Below are 17116 nucleotides of genomic sequence, written 5' to 3'. Positions count from 1 at the left end.
TTCGCGCGGACCATGTCGCAGACGAAAGCGTCAGGCGCGTCCGCGGCGCCGCTCGCGGCGGGCTTCGCTGGTCTCGGCGACATTGACCGTAGCCTGCTTGTTGCGCATCGGGCCGATGCGTTCGACGATCTGCTCGACGGTCGGGCGATCCGACTTGGTGTGCGCATCGAGCGCCTTGCGCATTGCGGCGAGGTGCTGGAACGAGGTGCCGCAGCAGCCGCCGACGATTTTGGCGCCTGCATCGACGGCGAGGCGCACATAGTCGGCCATCAGCTCGGGTGTGCCGGAATAGTAGATCTCGGCACCGCGAAATTCGGGAATGCCGCAATTGCCCTTGACGATCACCGTTGCTTCCGGCTTCGCCTCGGTCATGTCGAGCAGCGACGCGAGAATGTCGGAGGCGCCGACACCGCAATTGGCGCCGACACCGAGCGGTGTCTGCGACAGGCCATCGACGACGCCGTGGATGTCCTTCGGCAGCAGTCCCATCATGGTGCGGCCGGCGGTGTCGAAGGAGCCGGTATAGGTATAGGGCAGGCCGACGCGGATGGCGGCTTCGGCGGCGGCGCGGATTTCGTCAGGCGCCGACATGGTTTCGATCCAGGCGACTTCGGCGCCGCCGGCCTTCAGCCCCTCAATCTGCTCGGCAAAGGCTTCGACCGCCTCGTCATAGGTCATGGCGCCGAGCGGCACCAGCAGCTCGCCGGTCGGGCCGACGGAGCCGGCCACGATCACCTTGCGGCCGGCGTTGCCGGCGACGGCGCTTGCGATCTCGGCCGCGCGCTTGTTCAGCGCATAGACCCGGTCCTGCGCGTGGTGCAGCTTGAGCCGATGGCGGGTGCCGCCAAAAGAGTTGGTCAGGATGATGTCGGCGCCGGCATCGACAAAGTTCTGGTGCAGGCTGGTGATGGTGTCGGGCGCGGTCTCGTTCAAGAGCTCGGGAGCCTCTCCGGCCTCAAGGCCCATGGCGAACAGATTCGTGCCGGTGGCGCCATCGGCGAGCAGGACGCCCTTTTCGGCAAGCAGAGCGTTGATCGGATTGGTCATGTGAAATACGCCTTCCCGGAAGAATAACTGAGATAAGGATATAAAGAATTCTTTATGTGCCGTCAATGTCGGCACGTAGAGCAACCGGTCAAAATCGCATCTCCGCCAGCTTTCGCGTGAAGCTGGCCGCTTCATGCGCGTTGACGTCCGCGGCACGGATCAGATTGTCGAAATGGCTGGTCAGGATGCGGATCGGCTGCGTGGCATTCAGCACCAGATACATGTCGCCGACGTAAATGGCGGCGCGATAGGGCCCGAAGATGGTGTAGGGGATCGAATAGCGCATCCGCCCGTCATAGAGAAACAGGCGGAAGGTGGGATAGAGGTCGTCGAGCAGTGTCGCCATGTGCAGGAGTTGCTGGTGGCGGTCGGCCTCCGGAAAGCGGTCCCACACGCCCAGCCCGCGTGCGAAGATCTCCAGCGTGTGGCGCGGCATACAGACTTCCATGTCGGTTTCGGGCCGTCGGTTGTAGTCGATGCGGTACTGCGTTTCGCCGGCCTGTGCCTCGCGACTCTTGTTGGCGATAACGGCTTCGTAGTCGACAAGCGCCTCGGTGCGCAGAAGATCGGGAATGCCGGCCGGCACGTAGCGGATTTTCGTTCCCGCCGCCTCGGCATGCCAGCGAGCCAGCAGCGTGCGGTCGAAGCCGTCCGGCGCCTCCTCGATCTCAAGGCTCTCGCGGATTTCACCGGTGACGCCCTCGTCGTGGCTGAGGCCGAGCAGCCAGTCGAGCGAGACTTTGAATTCGGCGGCGATGTTGAGCAGCGTTTCGGCGCGGGGAAGGCGGATCGACGCGCCGGAGAGCAGCTGCGACAGCGCCGAACGGTCGATGCCAACCGCGGCGGCGAAGGCCGACTGGTTCAAATCGGACCTTGTCAAGAGCATTTTCAGGCGCTCGCGAAAGATCGTCGACAGGTCGCGCTTATCCAAATCGCTACCCCATTCAATAGGAGGAAAAATTTGCGCTTAAAGCCGCGAACGCGGGCTTCAGGCGTAAATGAATCCTGTTGGCTGTTTACAATACATAACATATGTAGCTGAAAATGCGCAATCGCAACAGTTTGTGCGCTTTATCGCGTTGCGCCGACGCAACGCTCCTGACACAATGTTGTCAGGAATCAAACGGGTTCCGGCGACTGGAAGGCAGTGGTCGATAGCATGACGAGCATTGGCAACAGGCGACACGGCGCAGCGACCATCGAATGGCCGACCGTATTTCTCGCACTTCTATGCTACGGCGGCTGGCTCGCTGCCGGCTTTCTGCTGTGGCCATCCTACCCGTTGCTGGCACTCGCCTTTCTGACCCTGATTGCGGCGCTACAATCCTCGCTGATGCACGAGGTCCTGCACGGCCACCCAACCCGGAATGCGCGGCTCAACGAAGCCTTTGTGTTCCTGCCGATTGGCCTTGTCTGGCCGTTTCGCCGGTTCAAGACCATTCACCTGCGCCACCATGCAGACGAGCGCCTGACCGATCCGCTCGATGATCCCGAAAGCTATTACAAGGCTCTCTGGCAGCACGAGGAGCTGCCGTCGGCGATGAAATTCCTGCTGAAGGTCAACAACACGATGATCGGGCGTTTGGTGCTAGGCCCGTGGCTTTCCTGCATCGGCTTTTTCATCGACGACGCCAAGCAGGTTGCCGCGGGCGACAAGTCCATCCGCAAGGCATGGCTGCTGCATGCGATCGGCCTCGTCGTGGTGCTGCCTGTCGTGCAGTTCGGCTTCGGCATGCCGTTATGGCTCTACATACTGGTGTCGGTGTGGCTTGGGCAGTCGCTGATTTCGATCCGCACCTACGCCGAGCACCAATGGTCTGAACATCCGGAAGGCCGCACGATCATCGTCGAGCGCTCGCCGCTGTCCTTCCTGTTCCTCAACAACAATCTGCATTTCGTCCATCACAAGAGCCCGACGGTGGCCTGGTACAGGCTGCCGAAGGTGTTTCGCGACCGCCGCGACGAATGGCTGCGGATGAACAATGGCTACGCCTATCCGAACTATTTCGCGCTGCTCAAGGCCTATGCCTTCAAGGCGAAGGAGCCGGTCGTCCATCCCGTGCTGCGGCGCATGCCGGAACCAGGACGCGCATTCAAGCCGCGCGTCAGGGCACGCAGCCTCAATGGGCTTGGCAGCGCGCCGGTACCCGCCGAGCCGCCGAAAGAATGATTCTTGCGTTGTTGCAGGCGGTGCCGCGCGGACGACGCTTTCCTGACCTTGTCAATTTCCCCGCATAACGGTCAAATCCCGGCATGAGCGAATTCATTGCGGCTTTGCCGATGTACGACTGGCCGGAAGCGCGGGACGATGTCGACGCGCAATGGGCGCGGCTGCGCGATGCTTTCAGACAAAAAGGCATCGATGCGCCGGAGACGATCATCCGCCGCACCGGCGATTTGCCCCCCGTACCTGGCGGTATTCGCGATGATCAGGGAAAACCCATCGCGCCCGATCCGGCGACATTGCCGCCGGACGAACTGGATTTTCACCAGCTCTGGCTGCATCCGGCGCTGCTCTTTGCACAAACCTGCTGGGGACCGATGGAACTCGGCCTGTCGCAGCGTGTCCAGCTCATCGGCCAGCCGCGTTACGACGCCTTCGAGGGTGGACAGGGCGAACTCTATTCGAGCGCCATCGTCATGAGGGCGGGCGAGGCACCGCCGGCAAGGGCGCCGGCCGACGGCGGTGCCGTCATTCCGCTCGATCAGCTTCGCAGCAAGCGCTTCACCTTCAACAGCCTCGATTCCATGTCGGGCATCATCGCGCCAGCACGCGACCTGCAAGCATTGGGCGAGAGTCTGGATATCTTTTCCGGGCTGAGCGAGAGCTGCGGGCACCGCGCTTCGGTCGTTGCCGTTGCCGAGGGCAGGGCGGATGTGGCGGCGATCGATTGCGAGAGCTGGGCGCTGGCGCAGCGTTTCGAGCCGGCGGCGCAGAAGGTGACGGTCGTCGGCTGGACAAGGCGGCGCAAAGGCTTGCCGTTCATCACCGCCAGGACGACGCCGGAAACGATCGTCGCCACGATGCGCGAAGCGATCGCCGCGCTCACGTAAAGCGCGTCGCGTTCGATCGGCCTCATGCAACGCGCTTTAGATTCTTGTTTTATACATGTCGTTATCGCAAAGCCGCTGCACAGTTTTGCGCGACACGCATTAGCGTCGCTCAGCCGCCAAGCAGCCGATTGTCGAGCCGGTAGGTCGAAAGCTTCTCGTTGCCGGTTTCAGTGATCAGGATCTGTTCTTCGATCTTGACGCCTTCGTAGCCGCCAAGCCGACCGATATAGCTCTCGACGCACAGCACCATGCCAGGTTCGAGCACTCCGTCCGGTGTGTCGTCGGTCCAGTCGCTAGCATGCGGCAAAGTCGGGTATTCGTCGGCAAGGCCGACGCCGTGATAGAGCACCCCGTAACGGGCCGGGAAGCAGTCTCCCGGTGGCACTGACGAGCCCTCGACGAGGTCGCGGAACGATATGCCCGGCCGCATCAGCTCCGTGTTGTGGGCGATCTGGTCCGCGGCGATGCGGAACAGGTCGCGCTGCTCCTGCGACGGCGGCGCGTCACCGCAAAGCCAGGTGCGCGAAAGGTCGGCGCAGAAGCCGTAAGGACCGATCAGGTCGGTGTCGAAAGCGACGAGCTCGCCGGCCTTGATCGTCCGCGACGAACACTCCTGGAACCATGGATTGGTGCGCGGACCCGACGACAGGAGCCGGGTTTCGATCCATTCGCCGCCGCGCGCGATGTTGCCGCGATGGAGTTCGGCCCACAATTCGTTCTCGGAGATGCCAGGCCTCAGCGCCTGCTCCATCTCGCTCATCGCCGCCTCGCAAGCGACGATCGCCCGGCGCATGGCAAGGATTTCGTCGGGCGATTTGATCAGCCGCGCATTTTCCATCACCGCCTCGCCATTGCCGGTCGAAATGCCGAGACGGGCGAGCTCTTCGATGCCCTCAGGGTTGATATGATCGACGGCGATGCGGCGATTGCCGCCGCCATGTGCCAATACCAGTTCGGCGATGCCGGCTGCCCAGCGGCGGGCTTTTTGGCCGGTCAGCTCGCCGCTGTACAGATAAGCCCACGACACCGCCGGCCGCACCTCGTCGACGACGCCGGAATGATCGGAAAGGTGCTCGCAGGAGAAATAGTCGAACAGCACCACCGGGCCATCGGTGGCGACGAAACAATGCCTGGTCCGATTGTGTGAGACCCAGAGCTGCATGTTGGTCGCATCCGTTGCGTAGCGGATGTTGACCGGATCGTAGAGCAGGGCTCCCGCATAGTCGCGGCGCTTCAGCTCGGCGCGGATGCGCTCGAGCCGGTATCGGCGCATGGCGGGCAGGTCAGGAGCAGCAATGCCCGCCGCCTGCCATTCGGCTTCCGCCAGCGCTCCATAGCCCAGCGCATGCTGGTTGAGTTCAGCGGCCTTCAGCTGCGATTTTTTGCGCAGCACATCATTCGATCCGTCGGGCTCGAACGGCATGATCTTGCGGTGATGACGGGGCCGGTCAGTCGGGTTCCTGTCCACCCTCGGCTCCTCCGCTAACGCCTTCCTTGGGCGCCGTGGCTTCTCCCACCGCCATTCTCTTCAATCTTACATAGGCGCCGGCCCGGGCGGACTTGCCGGTGCCGCGCAACAGCGGAACCATCATTTGCCGTGGTTGGCCGTCCGGCTCATAGCCGGCCGCTTTGAGCTGCTCCAAAATGACCGGACGCGGATCGTCTCGGTCAAGCCAGACGAGTACGGCTGGTTCCTGCATCAGCGTTTCGAAATTAGGCACTTCCTGGTCAAGTGCGACCAGTTTTTCGTCGACCAACCGCAGGTTTCCGACCCATGCACCATCAGATATTGCGGTTTTGACCGGTCCGTCCGCAGTCAGTTGGCGATAGAGGGCGGGGTAATCCACGCGGATCATCCGCGAGAGGCCACTGGTCCCGTTTATCTGGACGTACCAGGTGGCGGGCGCGAGCAGCACGGCGATGATCGCTCCAGCCGCGATCACCAGGAGCTGCGCATTCCTGCCGCGCGGCGCCAGCCGTTCCATAGTGGCGACGATGGCCAGCGGCAACATGAACAGGACCGGTAGCAGCCAGCGGTCCTTGACCACCGTCACGCCGGTGGCAAGTACAAGTACTGCAAGCATGGCCAAGCCGAGCGCCAAGGTACGCCACAACAGAATTTCCCTTGCCGGACCTTTCGGGTGCCGCTCGGAGAAACGGAACTTCGCCAGCCAGAACGTGAGGGCGGAAACGAGCATCGGCAAGACCGCGAAATTGAAGGTGCCCATGATAAACTTGCCGGCGCCGACAAAGGCCGCCGCCACGCGCCCTTGTTGCGCGTCTATTCCGAACTTCTCGCCTCTCGACAATAAATCGGCGGGATGCATGAGGCTCCAATAGGTGGTTGGCGCCAGCACCAATATCGCGACCGCTATGCTGATGGCGAACTTCGGATCGAGAATCGCGCTGCGCCATTCGCGCAGCGACAGCACGGCCGCAACAAGGGCCACCACGAGGAAGACATCATTATATTTGGCAAGAATTGCCGCCGCCGTGGCCAGGCCAAACGCCGCATAGGCGATCATGCTTCGCCGCTCGAGAAGATAGGCCATGGCCAGCAGGAGCAGCGAGCAGAAGCCGACGACGGCGACGGAATGCGACAAGGCGCGCTGCGATTCCCAGACGATCTGCGGGATCGTAAACAGGCCGAACATGGCCGCCGCCGCTGTCGCTTTGGTGTAGCTGAACCGCCGCATGGCGGCGAACACGCTGCAGGCGGCAAGGAACAGCACGGAGTATTTGACGAGCTTCAGCGTGAAGATACTGGTGCCGAAAACATGCGCGGCCAGCCAGTTGATCCAGGTGTACAGGGGTGGTTGCGAGCCGCCATATCCAGCCCAGAGATACGGAACATAGATCAGCTGCTCCGCATCATCGATGCCGACGCCGGTTCCCGCCCAAGAGCTCAACAGGGACAGTATGATGGTCTGCAAGGCAAAGTAAGCCGCGACCATGACGATCGCCGCCGGGAAGGGGCCGATCCGTCCCTCGGCCAGCCACTCGGCCCATCTCAGATTGTACTTCAATGAAATCTCATCGCCCTTGCCAGCAGAGTGTTGCCGGCTGCGCTAGCATGAAGAGTATGCTCCGCACAATGCGACCGGCTGGCTGCGCCTACGTCCTCATCTTTTCGCCGCTCGGGTCGAAAGGCGGTTCGACATTGACGCGTGCGGGACGCCGGTGCCCGAGGATTTCGATCTCGAACAGGCCGGCGCTCTCGTTCTCGGCAAGCGCCGCCGGTACATATCCCTGCGCCATCGACTTCTCGACATAATGCGCATAGCCGCCGGAGGTGACCCAGCCGACCACGCGCCAGTCGCCGTCGACAATGCCGCGCACGGCAGACGCGCCTTCGGCGGCGTTCGAGCCGCGCACTTCCTTGCCGCCCGCGTCGAAGCGCGGCGCGCCATAGCCATGCGGCTTTTCCACGGTGCCGTAATCCTTGCCGCCGACCTTGGCCCAGATCGGCTCGTCGCCCATGACGTCTGCATCCGCGGCATCGACGATGAAGGAGACACGGCGCAGTTTCGGCCCTTCTGCCTGTTCCTTGGCCGCTGCTTCCCGGCCGATGAAGTCGTTCTTCTCCAGCTTGATGAAGCGGTCCATCGAGCCTTCGAACGGTCCGTAGATCGGACGTAGCTCGCGGAACCAGGTCGGGAAGTTCTTTTCAAGGCGCATAGAGAGCAAAGCCCGCATGCCGAAATCGACAAGCCCAAACTCTTCGCCAGCCTCCTTGATCGCCTTGTAGACCAAGCGCTGGTAGGCAGGCGCCATCCATATCTCGTAGCCGAGGTCGCCGGTGTAGGTGATGCGATTGACCATGCAGGGCGCGCCGCCGACCGCCATTTCGCGGAAATCCATAAAGCGGAAGGCCGTGGTCGAGATGTCGACATCGACCAGTTTCTGCAGCAGGTCGCGGGATTTCGGCCCGGCGATGGAGAGACCGACCAGCGTCTGGTCGAAGCGGTGGATGCGGATGCTTCCGTCCTTCGGCAGATGCTTCTCGAACCAGCGCATGTGGTATTTTTGCGCTGCCGAAGAACCCCATATCATGAAGCGTTCTTCCCCACCCCTTGGGCTCGCCTTGGCGATGGTGAAGTCCCCGATCAGCCGGCCGAACTCGTTCAGCATGGGCGTCAGCACGATGCGGCCGGTCTTCGGCATGCGATTGGTCATCAGACGGTTGAGGAAGTCCTCGGCCCCTGGTCCGGAGACTTCGTATTTGGCGAAGTTGGCGATCTCGGTGACGCCGACCTTCTCGCGGGTGGCGCGCACTTCCTCGCTGATCGGGCCGAAATCATTGGAGCGGTGGAAGGACACAACGTCCTTCGGCTCCGAGCCTCTCGGCGCGAACCAGAGCGGGGTTTCGAGACCCCAGCTGTCGCCCATGACGGCGTTGTTGGCGATCATGGTGTCGTAAAGCGGGGTCGTCTGCGCTGGTCTTGCCGCCGGTAATTCCTCGTTGGGAAAGCGGATGGAGAAACGGCGCGAATAATTTTCGCGGACCTTTGCGTTGGTATAGCGCAGCGTTGCCCATTCGCCGAAGCGCGCAACGTCCATGCCCCAGACGTCGAAGCCGGGGTCGCCATGGACCATCCAGTTCGACAGCGCCAGGCCGACGCCGCCGCCCTGGCTGAAGCCGGCCATGACGGCGCAGGCGCACCAGAAATTGGTCAGGCCCTGCACCGGGCCGACCAGCGGGTTGCCGTCCAGCGCGAAGGTGAAGGGGCCGTTGATGATCTGCTTGATGCCGGCCTTTTCGATGCCGGGGAAATGCTTGAAGCCGATCTCGAGCGACGGCGCGATGCGGTCGATGTCTGGCTGCAGCAGCTCGTGGCCGAAATCCCAGGGCGTGCTGACCGGCGACCACGGCTTGCAGGCCTTTTCATAGGTGCCGAGCAGGATGCCGTTGCGCTCCTGGCGGGTATAGATCTCGCCCTTGAAATCGAGCACGCCAATCATCTCGCGGCCGGTCGACTTGTTGAATTCCTCGACCTCCGGCATCGGCTCGGTCAGGAGATACATATGCTCCATGGCCAGCACTGGCAGTTCGACGCCGACCATGCGACCGATCTCGCGCGCCCACAGGCCGCCGCAGTTGACCACATGCTCGGCTTTGACTGTGCCTTGCTCAGTGACGACGTTCCAGGTGCCGTCGACCTCCTGCGTCAGTTCCACGACGCGGTTGCGCAGTACGATCTCGGCGCCTAGCTTCCTGGCGGCCTTGGCATAGGCATGGGTGGTGCCGGAAGGGTCGAGATGGCCCTCGACTGGATCCCACATGGCGCCGACGAAATTCGTCTCGTCCATCAGCGGGAACATTGCCTTGGCTTCGGACGGCGTGATCAGTTCGGTGTCCATGCCGAGATAGCGGCCCTTGGCGTGGGCGAGCCGCAAGAAGTCCATGCGCTCGGGCGTGTCGGCCATCATCACGCCGCCGGTCAGGTGCAGCGAGCAGGATTGGCCGGAAATCTCCTCGATCTCCTTGTAAAGCTGCACCGTATAGGCCTGCAGCTTGGCGACGTTGGGATCGCCGTTCAGCGTATGGAAGCCGCCCGCCGCATGCCAGGACGAGCCGGAAGTGAGCTCCGAACGCTCGATCAGCATGATGTCGGTCCAGCCAGATTTGGCCAGATGATAGAGCACCGAGCAGCCAACGACGCCGCCGCCGATGACAACCGCTTTTGCATGAGATTTCATGAAGATAGATCCGTTTTTGAAGAGATTGAATCGAGTGAGCGGGGCGCGAAAACAAAGCGGAGATGGGATACAGCGATGTTTCGGGCCAGCCTGCCATCAAGACGGAGTGGGGGTCGACTACTCATCAGATGATCAAAAATCGGTCGGCGCGCCGCCTTCGGCCCGGCGCTTGTCGACGAAGGCGTTGAGCTCCTCCCGGATTGCCGGATCCATGTAAGGCTCTTCATAGGAGGCCAGCCGTTCCTTCCAGACGCGATTGGCCTTTTCGAGCGCCGTCGGCGATCCGGCCTCCGCCCAACTCTCGAAATTGCGCCAGTCCGAGATAATAGGCGCATAGAACGCGGTCTTGTAGCGGTCCTGCGTGTGCTGGGTGCCGAAGAAATGGCCGCCGGGGCCGACGGACTGTATGGCGTCGAAACCGAGTGCTTCCTCGGAAAGATCGAGCGGCGTCAGGAACTCTGCGACCATCTGCAACAGGTCTATATCCAGGATGGTCTTCTCATAGGAGCAGCGCAGGCCGCCTTCGAGCCAGCCGGCGGCATGCATCATCAGGTTGCCGCCGCCCTGGATGGCGCCCCACAGCGAGAACACACTTTCATAGGCGGCCTGCGCGTCGACCGTGTTGGCTGCGCAGGTGTTGGAGGTGCGGTAGGGGATGTTGTAGCGGCGGGCGAGCTGCCCGCCGACCAGCTGCGCCTTCATATATTCCGGCGTGCCGAAGGCCGGCGCGCCGGACTTCATGTCCACATTCGAGGTGAAGCCGCCGTAGCCGACAGGCGCGCCCTTGCGCACCATCTGCGCGAAGGCGATGCCGGACAGCGCCTCGGCATTCTGTTGCACCAGCGCGCCGGCAATCGTCACCGGCGCCATAGCGCCGGACAGGGTGAACGGTGTCACGATGACCACCTGGCCCTTGCTCGACATCTGGATGATGCCTTCCATCATCGGCACGTCGAGCTTGAGCGGCGAATTGGTGTTGATGATGGTGAATACCGACGGCTCCGCAAGCAACTGCTCATGGCTGATGCCACGTGCGATCCTGGTGATCTCGATGCCGTCGACGTTGCGCTCCTTGCCGAGCGAATAGATGTGGAACATCTTGTCGGTCAGCGTGGCGAGGTCACGTATGCATTCAAGGTGGCGGACGGACGGATGGATGTCGATCGGCTCGACCGGATAGCCGCCCGTGCAGTTCAATATGTTGTGCATCTGCGCAAGCTTGAGGAAGTTGCGGTAGTCCTGCTGGTTGCCCGGCCGGCGGCCGCGGTCGACGTCGGAGCAATTGGGCGCCGACGCCATCATCGAGATGATCAGATTATCGCCGCCGAAGCGCACGTTGTGCGCCGGGTTGCGGGCGTGGATGGTGAATTCCGGCGGGCAGTGCGCAACCAGTTCCAGGATCATGTCACTGTCGAAGCGCACCCGCTCGCTGCCTTCGCGGACATCGGCGCCATGCGCCTTCATAATGCGCCGGGCTTCGTCATGCAGCACGTCGACGCCGATTTCCCGCAGCACGCGCAGAGAGGCGAGGTGGATAGATTCCAGCTCGTCGTCGGAAACCAGCCGGGTCGGCGCCAGCGGGTTCTTCAACTGCCGAAACGGCGGCTGCTCGAACGCCGCCGATCCGCCGGCACGCTTTCCCGCGCGGCCGCCGCGACGGGCGCGGTCGTTTGCCAATGCAGGTTCGGCGGGCTGAAGGGCGGCGGTCATGATAGTCCTCGTACGCTGCGGCAATGCGGCGGCATAATGGACTGCCGGCCGGCCGGCCATTGCGGAGGCGGCGACCACTAGGACGAGGGAAGCGACATGCCTGAAGGGCAGCCGGAGGGATCGTCAGGCTCTTATCTCTTCCGGCTGGCGCAAGCGGTTTTCGTTGCCGGTGCTTACCGCGATGAAAGCGAAACGCTAGTCCTGCATCATGGACCGGGCGGAACAGGACAGCGGCGAGACAGTGCAATGGGCGGCGATCACCGGCGTGATCGCCACCGTCTCGGTGTTCGCCATCGCGCAAGGGCTGAGCTATCCGCTGTTGAGCTTCATCCTGCAGCGCCAGGGCGTCTCGCCGGCCATGATCGGCCTGTCGGCGGCAATGACGCCGATCGGCTTCATCGTCTCGTCGCCGCTGGTTCCGGCGCTGGCACGACGTTTCGGGGCAGGGCGCACCACGCTTACTTGCGCGGCACTTTCGGCGCTGGTGCTGGCGCTGATCGGCTGGACGCAAAATGTCTACCTGTGGTTTCCGCTGCGCTTTTTGATCGGCGCCGTCACCAACCCGCTCTACGTGCTGAGCGAAGTCTGGGTGATCGCACTGGCGCCGCCGGCACGCCGCGGCCGCGTCATGGGCGTCTATTCCACGATCATTTCGGCGGGTTTCGCGGCTGGTCCGCTTTGCCTGCTTGCCGTCGGCACCGAGGGGTGGCCACCGTTCGTCGTCGGCATTGCCGCATTCCTGTTTTGCGGCACCTGCCTCGCCTCGGTGCTGGCACGGCTGCCCAAGGTCGACGAGAGCGGGCACCGGGTTTCGGTCCTGGGGTTCGTGCCGCAGGCTTGGCTGTTGTTATCGGCCGTCGTCGTGGCCGCCGGTTTCGAACAGGCGGTGCTCGCCTTGCTGCCGGTCTACGGAACACATTATGGCATTGCGGAAGCGCGCATGTCGGCGCTGCTGTCGGTGATGATCGCCGGCAACATCGCTATGCAGGTGCCGCTCGGCCTGCTGGCGGAACGACTGACAGCGCGGCTGGTGCGGTTCATCTGTGTTTCGATGACGGTGCTCGGATGCGTTCTGTTGCCGGTTCTCATCGAGACGCCGCTGATCTGGCCGTGCGTCTTCATCTGGGGCGCGGTTTCCTACGGCATTTACACGATGTCGATCATTGAACTCGGCGAGCGGTTCACCGGCTCGGCACTGGTCGCCGGCAACGCCGCCTTCTCGCTGATGTGGGGCGTCGGCGGCATCGCCGTGCCGCCGCTGGCGGGCAGCGCCATGGATGTTGTTGGCGCCGGCGGCCTGCCAATGACGCTCGGTGCCATTTGCCTGGCGCTGGCAGTTGTAACGGTCATTCGAAGACGGATGGTGTGAATGCCAGAAAGCCGCCGTTTGACGAATGACTTGAATGCAAGCGGCCCCATGTCGATCTTGGCTATGTCGCCACCCGACTCAACCGGAGACCTCATGACCAAATCGAATACCAAGGGCCAGCCGGGTTCGGCGGCCGAAGACCCGTTTCTCTGGCTTGAGGACAGGAGGGGCAAGCAGGCGCTCGACTGGGTGCATCACCAAAATGCAGTTACGGTCGGGGAGCTGCAGGGTGATCCGTCCTATCAGACGTCGTTCGAGACGGCGCTCCACCTGATGACAGCCGAGGATAACATCGCCGTTGGGGCCGCTATCAACGGCTATGTCTATAATTTCTGGCAGGACCGGACGAACGTACTCGGCGTTTGGCGGCGCACCACCGTCGCCTCCTACAAGACCGACAAGCCGGAATGGCAGACGATCATCGACTTCGACAGTCTGGCGGCGAAAGAGGGGGTGAAATGGGTGTTCAGCGGCGCCAGTCGGCTCTACCCCGACTTCAGCCGCTGCCTGCTCAACCTGTCGCCGGATGGCGGCGATGCCAGCGAGATGCGCGAATTCGATATCGAAAGCAGATCGTTCGTCGATGGCGGCTTTCGCGCTCCTGCCTCGAAGTCGAGCTTTAGCTGGCTGGACGAGGACACGGTTATCGTTTCCGCCGCCTTCGAGGAGGACGACAAGACCCAGTCCGGTTATCCGCGCGTGGTCAAGCTTTGGCGGCGCGGCACGCCACTGGAAGCGGCGATGCCGATCTTCGAGGCGCTGAAGCAGGATCTTGCCGCCGGCGGGTCAGTCGAATTCGACGGCGACAAGCGTCATGTCTTCCTCGCCCGGACCATCGACTTCTTCGCCTCGCACAGTTTCCTGCGGCTGCCTTCCGGCGAGAACAGGCGCATCCCGTTGCCGGACGACGTCACCGATACAGCGCTGTTCAAGGGCCAGCTCGTCTTCGGCGTGCGTACCCCGTGGACTGCGCCGGACGGCACGCTGTGTAAGCCCGACGGGCTCTATTCACTCGATTTCGAGCGCTGGATCGAAACCGGGATATTCGGATCCCTCGATACCGTGCTCGAGCCGGCGCACCGCGTCTCGATCGCCGGCATTGCCCGCACGCAGGACCGGCTGTTCATCAATTTGATGGACAATGTGCGCGGCAAGGTCGTCGCCGGCGAGCGCAGCGACAGCGGCTGGGAGTTCAAGCCCGTGGCGTTGCCCGAAAACGGCAATGTCGGCATCAGCCATGCCGAGCATTTCGGTTCCAGCGTCTCCTTTTCCTTCACCGATTTCCTGACGCCGAGCTCGATCATCTGGTCGGACGACAATGCTGCCACGCTGGCACCGGTGAAATCGCAGCCGGCGCGTTTCGACGCGTCGTCCCTGCTCTCCGAACAGTTCGAGGCGCGCTCGAAGGATGGCACGATGATCCCGTACTTCGTCGTCAGGAGGCGCGACTTGCATGGACCCTTGCCGACATTGCTTTACGGCTATGGCGGCTTCGAAGTGCCGCTGCTGCCCGGCTATGCCGGCGTGCGCGGCAGGCTGTGGCTGGAGAAGGGCAATGCCTATGTGCAGGCCAACATCCGCGGCGGCGGCGAGTTCGGCCCGAACTGGCACCAGGCAGCGCTCAAGGCCAATCGCCAGAATGCCTTCGACGATTTCGCTGCCGTCGCGCAAGATCTGATCAAACGCGCCATCGCTACGCCCGACACACTGGGCATCCAGGGCGGATCGAATGGTGGCTTGCTGACCGGCGTCTCGCTGACCCAGCACCCGGAATTGTTCGGTGCAGTGATCATCGACGTGCCGTTGCTCGACATGCTGCGTTACACCGAGCTGCCGCCCGGCGCGTCATGGATGGCCGAGTATGGCGATCCGGCGAAGCCGGAAGAGGCAGCCTGGCTCGCCGCCTATTCGCCCTACCAGCATGTAGACACGGATGCAGCCTATCCGCCGGTGTTGCTGACGACCTCGACCGCCGACGATCGCGTCCATCCCGGCCATGCCCGCAAGATGGCGGCACGGCTGCAGGCGGCCGGCCACGGCAAGACGCTGTTCTTCGAGGAGACCGAAGGCGGCCATGGTGGACGCGGCGACCGGCGGCCGCAGGCCGCACAGGCGGCGATGAAGTACGTCTTCCTGCAGCGGGCCCTGACTGGCACCAATTGACTGGCACCAATTGACCGGCGTCGCTTGACCGGCACGGCTTGAACTGAGGGCTCGAGGCAGCCTAAGGTACATGCATGGCTCGGCTGGCGAAATCGGGTTGCGCATTTGGGGTGGCGGTGACGCCGTCGTCGCGCACGCTACGCGCCGAGCTGTTGCGGCTCTGCGCTCGCATCGGCTATTCGCCGCCCGCTGTCCTCTGACGAATCCGCCCCGGCGCGAAAGCTGCCGGATTGGTTCAAGAGGAAAGACCAGACATGACCTACCAGAATTATTCGCTGAAGCAGCTTCAGCAGATCGATGCCGCGCATCACCTTCATCCGTTCACCGACCACAAAGAGATGCGCGAGACCGGCTCGCGCATCATCACCCACGCCAACGGGCCGTTCATCTATGATGCCGAAGGGACGGAAATCCTCGACGGCATGGCTGGGCTGTGGTGCGTCAATGTCGGCTATGGCCGCGACGAGCTTGCCGACGCCGCCTACGCCCAGATGAAGGAGTTGCCCTACTACAACTCTTTCTTCAAATGCTCGACGCCGACGCCGGTTCTGCTGTCGAGAAAGCTGGCGGAGATCGCGCCAAGGCACATCAACCAGGTGTTCTACGGCTCGTCCGGTTCGGAGGCCAACGACACGGCGCTGCGCCTGGTCCGTCACTATTGGGTGCTGGAAGGCAGGCCCGAGAAGAACCGCATCATCTCACGCAAGATGGGCTATCACGGCTCGACCATCGCCGGCGCCTCGCTCGGCGGCATGGATTTGATGCACAAGCAGCTCGGAGGCGCCGTGCCCAACATCGTCCATGTGATGATGCCCTATGCCTATGAGCTCGCACTGCCCGGCGAAAGCGACCATGATTTCGGCCTGCGCGCGGCAAAAGCGGTCGAGGACGCGATCCTCGAAGCCGGCGCCGACAAGGTGGCCGCCTTCATCGGCGAGCCGGTGATGGGGGCAGGCGGGGTGAAGATCCCGCCGATGAGCTATTGGCCGGAGGTGCAGCGCATCTGCCGCAAATACGATGTCCTGCTGATGCTGGACGAGGTCATCACCGGATATGGCCGCACAGGCGAGTGGTTCGCCGCACAAGCCTTCGATGTCGAGCCCGACACCATCACCACGGCCAAGGCGCTGACCTCCGGCTATCAGCCGCTGTCGGCGCTGCTGGTCGGCGACCGCATCGCGGCGACGCTGGTCGAAAAGGGCGGCGAATTCTATCACGGCTACACCTATGCCGGGCATCCGGTGGCCTGCGCGGTGGCGCTGAAGAACCTCGAGATCATCGAGCGTGAAGGCCTGGTCGAGCGCGTCAGGAACGACACCGGGCCTTACTTCGCCAGGGCCATGCAGGAACGTCTCGGTGGGCACGATCTGGTCGGCGAGGTGCGCTCGTTCGGGCTGATGGGGGCGATCGAGATCGTCAAGGACAAGGTGACCAAGGAGCGCTTCCTGCCTGCCGGCAGCGCGGCGGTGATGGTTCGCGACCACGCGATTGTCCAGGGCATGATGCTGCGCGCTACCGGCGACACGATGATCCTGTCGCCGCCGCTGATCTGGACGCGCGAGACGATCGACATGGCCTGCGACCGCATCGCCACGGCGCTCGATCTGGCGCAAGCGGATTTGCGCAAGGGGTAAGGTAGAACCATCGCCGGGCGACCTGCAGTCGGACGCTCGGCGATCGCTGCGTCGATCGCCGAGCAGATGGTCGAGGACGTGGACAAAGTCAGTTCGAATTCGGCTGCGGGTGGAAACGCGCCCCATCCAGGCACTGCCGACTATTCAGCTTTGGCGCGCCAAGCCTACCTCACTCCCCGGCTGGCAAAACTCGTCCATGCCGAGCGCGGCAAGCGTGCGAACGGCGCCCGTCTTGTCGCCTGCCGCCGATCAGCGTGACTTCCGTAAGCCATCCGTAAGTCCGGTCCTGTCAACGTCGCCTGATCGACTTCAGCAAGGGATCATTCGTTCAAGGAGACCAAAATGGGCGACTAGCTGTCCTTAGCGCCACGTCGCAACGAATTGCGCCACGTTGAAGAGCGAACAAGTCGAGCGGTGTGTGCAAATTTGAAGCATGCTT

The 17116-nt window shown here is 62.9% G+C and carries 11 protein-coding genes; 5 read left to right on the top strand and 6 right to left on the bottom strand.

Features of this window, described 5'->3' with window-relative positions:
* Nucleotides 1–30: 30 nt before the first annotated feature.
* Together bmt and NKH30_RS10905 are read right to left on the bottom strand one after the other, a co-directional pair.
* Complete coding sequence (bmt, locus tag NKH30_RS10910; RefSeq protein ID WP_352470298.1) at nt 31–1047, bottom strand: betaine--homocysteine S-methyltransferase; 1017 nt, start codon at nt 1045–1047, stop codon at nt 31–33.
* Between the two features lie 88 nt (nt 1048–1135).
* Nucleotides 1136–1978: a helix-turn-helix domain-containing protein gene (locus NKH30_RS10905; RefSeq protein WP_352452091.1), complete on the bottom strand. Its 843-nt coding sequence runs from the start codon at nt 1976–1978 to the stop codon at nt 1136–1138.
* 228 nt (nt 1979–2206) lie between these two features.
* On the opposite strand from NKH30_RS10905, the gene NKH30_RS10900 reads away from it, so the two are divergent.
* Together NKH30_RS10900 and NKH30_RS10895 are read left to right on the top strand one after the other, a co-directional pair.
* A complete protein-coding gene (locus NKH30_RS10900; protein WP_352995372.1) occupies nt 2207–3217 on the top strand; it encodes a fatty acid desaturase in 1011 nt (336 codons plus the stop codon).
* An 83-nt stretch (nt 3218–3300) separates the two neighbouring features.
* Entirely contained in the window at nt 3301–4101 is an 801-nt protein-coding gene (locus NKH30_RS10895) for a phosphate/phosphite/phosphonate ABC transporter substrate-binding protein (RefSeq protein ID WP_352995369.1), read from the top strand.
* Nucleotides 4102–4210: 109 nt separating this feature from the next.
* Here NKH30_RS10895 and NKH30_RS10890 read toward each other — a convergent pair whose 3' ends face one another.
* From NKH30_RS10890 to NKH30_RS10875, 4 genes are all read right to left on the bottom strand, one after another.
* Nucleotides 4211–5524, bottom strand: a complete 1314-nt coding sequence (locus tag NKH30_RS10890) for a M24 family metallopeptidase (RefSeq protein WP_352995414.1) — start codon at nt 5522–5524, stop codon at nt 4211–4213.
* Nucleotides 5525–5549: 25 nt separating this feature from the next.
* Nucleotides 5550–7127, bottom strand: coding sequence for an ArnT family glycosyltransferase (locus tag NKH30_RS10885; protein WP_352995366.1), 1578 nt, complete (start codon nt 7125–7127; stop codon nt 5550–5552).
* An 88-nt stretch (nt 7128–7215) separates the two neighbouring features.
* Nucleotides 7216–9801, bottom strand: a complete 2586-nt coding sequence (locus NKH30_RS10880; protein WP_352995363.1) for a GcvT family protein — start codon at nt 9799–9801, stop codon at nt 7216–7218.
* Between the two features lie 132 nt (nt 9802–9933).
* Complete coding sequence (locus tag NKH30_RS10875) at nt 9934–11511, bottom strand: trimethylamine methyltransferase family protein (RefSeq protein ID WP_023676493.1); 1578 nt, start codon at nt 11509–11511, stop codon at nt 9934–9936.
* Between the two features lie 208 nt (nt 11512–11719).
* On the opposite strand from NKH30_RS10875, the gene NKH30_RS10870 reads away from it, so the two are divergent.
* From NKH30_RS10870 to NKH30_RS10860, 3 genes are all read left to right on the top strand, one after another.
* On the top strand, nt 11720–12880 hold the full coding sequence (locus NKH30_RS10870) for an MFS transporter (protein WP_352995361.1): 1161 nt from the start codon (nt 11720–11722) through the stop codon (nt 12878–12880).
* 93 nt (nt 12881–12973) lie between these two features.
* Nucleotides 12974–15043 carry a prolyl oligopeptidase family serine peptidase gene (locus NKH30_RS10865; protein ID WP_352995358.1) on the top strand — a complete coding sequence of 690 codons (2070 nt, stop codon included), beginning with the start codon at nt 12974–12976 and terminating at the stop codon, nt 15041–15043.
* Nucleotides 15044–15297: 254 nt separating this feature from the next.
* Nucleotides 15298–16677, top strand: a complete 1380-nt coding sequence (locus NKH30_RS10860) for an aspartate aminotransferase family protein (RefSeq protein WP_352995355.1) — start codon at nt 15298–15300, stop codon at nt 16675–16677.
* Nucleotides 16678–17116: the final 439 nt, after the last annotated feature.

The sequence above is a fragment of the Mesorhizobium sp. M1273 genome, assembly GCF_040318195.1.
Classification (GTDB): Bacteria; Pseudomonadota; Alphaproteobacteria; order Rhizobiales; family Rhizobiaceae; genus Mesorhizobium.
Note: the sequence above shows the minus strand (reverse complement) of the source record. Positions and strands in the feature narration are given on the sequence as shown.